This window comes from Limnospira sp. PMC 1279.21 (assembly GCF_032349615.1).
GTDB classification, from domain to species: Bacteria; Cyanobacteriota; Cyanobacteriia; order Cyanobacteriales; family Microcoleaceae; genus Limnospira; species Limnospira fusiformis.
In genome coordinates, this window is the sequence record NZ_JARPLU010000293.1 from 1 (window position 1) to 3,199 (window position 3,199).

The window sequence follows — 3,199 nt, forward strand, 5'->3', positions numbered from 1 at the left end:
ATAACTGGTTTACCAAGTGTTGTTAATGTGCTTAATGATTGAGATAAAGGCTGTAGCTCCCTTTACCTTTGAGGGTTGTTGTAATTGGACAGTGTTTGAGTTGTGGTTGGAGTTTATCTTAATTCCAACATTGAAGCCAGGTCAGACTCTAGTATTGGACAATGCAACGTTTCATAAAGGGGGGCGGATTGCTGAACTGGTGGAGGCAGCTCAATGCCGTTTACTCTATCTTCCGCCTTATTCGCCAGACCTCAACAAGATAGAGAAATGTTGGTCGTGGTTGAAAGCCCGCATTCGCCATTGTATTGAGGTCTGGCGAATAAGGTGCTATACATCAAAAGGTTTAACAATACCTTGAGACAACCAGTGTCTCGCTTAGTACCCAAGACCTTGTCCTTTTCCAAGTGTTTGCAGAATCACATTGGTGGCATTTGGTATTTTATCCATCACTACAACGCATCATTACCTCTTTAGCACTACCACCCTACAAAAGGATTCGCTTCCGGAGTTTGGTTACTGGTCAAAATTCATCTCGCCGTTAAGCCGCTCGGCTTAACGGGAGTCCTCTTTTGAGATTTAAGATCAGCTTGGGAATTTGTTTAACTTAACTGTGTTAGACTGAATTAAATTCTCCAAAAAAGCCTGCTACAATTTTGGGCAAGAAAATCTCAAATCAGTGTGGCTAAGTCTGACATCGCTGCTTGTTCAGGCGGGCATTGTAAACTTTTATTACGAAACTCATAGATTCTTCAAAAGTGATCGGGAACCCCCATTACAGGTGATGAAGATTAGCTTGTTAACTGATAGGGGTCACTTCTTTAATGAGGGAGTTTCCATATACTAGGTAACAGACCTGAAAAAGTAACCCTGATTATTGATATACCGACTAATTCAGGTATCCCTCACCAATAATTCATGACTCAGATTGCTGATCGGCAACATTGGGAACTGAAAGACTCAAGAGCGGTCTTAACCTGAATCAAGAATTAGCTAGTGCGATCGCCAACCTTAACATCCTGGGAATACTGAATCCTAGGCTCTGTGAGAGCAATTTGTGTTTAACCAAAAGCAACTGAGAACACGATCATGTCAGCCACCAAAGCTTCCCCAGATAAAGAGTCCACCCAAACTTTCCCAACTAAGGACAAGGATATGGAACTACCAACAGATGAACTCATCCGCCTTGACTTCAGTGATGTTGACCTCTCTGAGGCTCAAAGCAGTAGGCGCACTACGGACTTAGTGCGTCTGTACCTCCAAGAAATTGGTCGGGTTCGCTTACTGGGAAAAGATGAGGAAGTCTCAGAAGCCCAAAAAGTTCAGCGTTATGTACAACTGGTGGAATTGCGGGACACGGAGGCGGAAACCAAGGGGGGGGTACTCCAGACCTATGTTAATCTCCTGAAAGTACGCGATCGCCTCTGTGCTAAATTAAGCCATCGTCCATCCTTAGAGCGTTGGGCTGCGGCTGGGGGGGTTAATGTAGCTCAACTCAAGCAGATTATGGCAGAGGGTAAGCGCTGTTGGGCGGAACTAGCTAACCTGAGTGTAGAAGAACTAAAACAAGTCCAGCGGGAAGGCCTACAGGCTAAAGATCACATGATCAAAGCTAATTTGCGCCTGGTGGTATCAGTTGCTAAAAAATATCAAAACCGTGGTTTAGAACTATTAGACTTAATCCAAGAGGGAACCCTAGGATTAGAACGAGCCGTAGAAAAGTTTGATCCTACCCGTGGCTACCGCTTTAGCACTTACTCTTACTGGTGGATTCGCCAAGGAATTACCCGGGCGATCGCCACTCAAAGCCGGACTATCAGGCTTCCGGTGCATATTACCGAGAAACTCAATAAAATTAAGAAAGCCCAGCGCAAGATTTCCCAAGAAAAAAGTCGCACGGCTACCATTGATGATATCGCCACTGAATTAAAGATGACCCCGGATCAAATTCGGGAAGTGCTGCTGCGGGTTCCCCGTTCAGTTTCCTTAGAAACCAAAGTGGGAACGGACAAAGATACAGAACTAGGAGATTTGCTAGAAACAGAAGAAAGCACCCCGGAAGAACTGTTGATGCGGGAATCTCTTTATCGAGAACTACAGAACCTCCTAGCTGATCTCAGTGGTAAGGAGCGGGCTGTCATTCAAATGCGTTATGGTTTGGGTGATGGTCATCCTTACTCCCTAGCGGAAATTGGTCGTGCTCTGGATCTGTCGCGGGAACGGGTTCGCCAAATCGAGGCTAAGGCTCTGCAAAAACTGCGCCAGCCTAAGCGTCGTAACCGAGTGCGGGATTATCTGGATTCTCTGGATTAGTTTTTGAGCCTTGGTGGCGGGGTTATGGGAGATAACACTCGCCCCTAGGGTTGGGTTTATCAGAATTGATTATCAATAAGCTAGTTTTTTTGACAGAATCTCAAAATCTTGTGTATCATTGTCAGTATTAAGGTTTTATTGATAGTTTAATGATGGTGTTATATACCGCGACTTCGTTTAAATCGGAACTGAATAACAAAGGGTGGCGACTGACTCCTCAGCGGGAAACTATCCTCCATGTTTTTCAAAATTTGCCAAAAGGAAATCATCTCAGTGCTGAGGATCTCTATGATTTGTTAAAAGGTCGTGGGGAGACGATTAGTTTGTCTACGATTTACCGCACACTCAAGTTAATGGCGCGGATGGGAATTTTGCGAGAGTTGGAACTGGCAGAGGGCCACAAGCATTATGAAATAAATCAGCCTTACCCACACCATCATCACCATCTTGTCTGTGTACAGTGTAACAAAACCATAGAATTTCAGAATGAGTCGATTTCCAAAATCGGTTTGAAGCAGGCGGAGAAATCTGGGTTGCATTTGCTAGATTGCCAATTGACAGTTCATACTGTTTGTCATGAGGCTTTACGCATGGGCTGGCCTTCATTGGTTTCTAGTAATTGGTCTTGTTCTCAGGCGATCGCAGAAACTTCCGGTGAGTACCTTAACCCTGATTGAGTTTCACTTGGCGGCGTGGTAGTCCCAGGAACCGCTGTCTATCCCTAGGGCGATCGCCAGCGGGTTGATGCGGTTCCTCAAATATATACAGATACGGGGTCTAAAAGCTCCCTTGTTATTTTTGTGCTTGGCGTTGCAGACCCGGCGAGGTATGGGAAGAAGCGTTTACCTTTGCCTTGGAGTTGTAGAAGTCCAGATTGGTGTCAAGGGAC

At 45.2% G+C, this 3,199-nt stretch carries 3 protein-coding genes and 1 pseudogene; all 4 read left to right on the forward strand.

Features of this window, described 5'->3' with window-relative positions; genetic code table 11:
• The first annotated feature begins 25 nt into the window (after window positions 1-25).
• The 4 genes and pseudogenes from P5683_RS23650 to P5683_RS23665 all read left to right on the forward strand — a co-directional run bounded on the left by P5683_RS23650 (window position 26) and on the right by P5683_RS23665 (window position 2,987).
• Window positions 26-358, forward strand: coding sequence for a transposase (locus tag P5683_RS23650; protein ID WP_396442775.1), 333 nt, complete (start codon window positions 26-28; stop codon window positions 356-358).
• Window positions 340-474, forward strand: a pseudogene (locus P5683_RS23655) (IS1 family transposase); the annotation flags it as partial. The gene P5683_RS23650 and the pseudogene P5683_RS23655, both read left to right, overlap by 19 nt.
• A 612-nt stretch (window positions 475-1,086) precedes the next feature.
• Window positions 1,087-2,310 (forward strand): RNA polymerase sigma factor SigC, encoded by a 1,224-nt coding sequence (sigC, locus tag P5683_RS23660; RefSeq protein ID WP_006623217.1) that lies wholly within the window; start codon window positions 1,087-1,089, stop codon window positions 2,308-2,310.
• Between the two features lie 152 nt (window positions 2,311-2,462).
• A complete protein-coding gene (locus P5683_RS23665; RefSeq protein ID WP_174447168.1) occupies window positions 2,463-2,987 on the forward strand; it encodes a transcriptional repressor in 525 nt (174 codons plus the stop codon).
• The last annotated feature ends 212 nt before the right edge of the window (window positions 2,988-3,199 follow it).

What these genes read in the sequence shown, in the direction of transcription:
- P5683_RS23665 (WP_174447168.1), top strand. Translation starts at nt 2,463, where the DNA reads ATGGTGTTATATACCGCGACTTCGTTTAAATCGGAACTGAATAACAAA.
- sigC (WP_006623217.1), top strand. Translation starts at nt 1,087, where the DNA reads ATGTCAGCCACCAAAGCTTCCCCAGATAAAGAGTCCACCCAAACTTTC.
- P5683_RS23650 (WP_396442775.1), top strand. Translation starts at nt 26, where the DNA reads ATGTGCTTAATGATTGAGATAAAGGCTGTAGCTCCCTTTACCTTTGAG.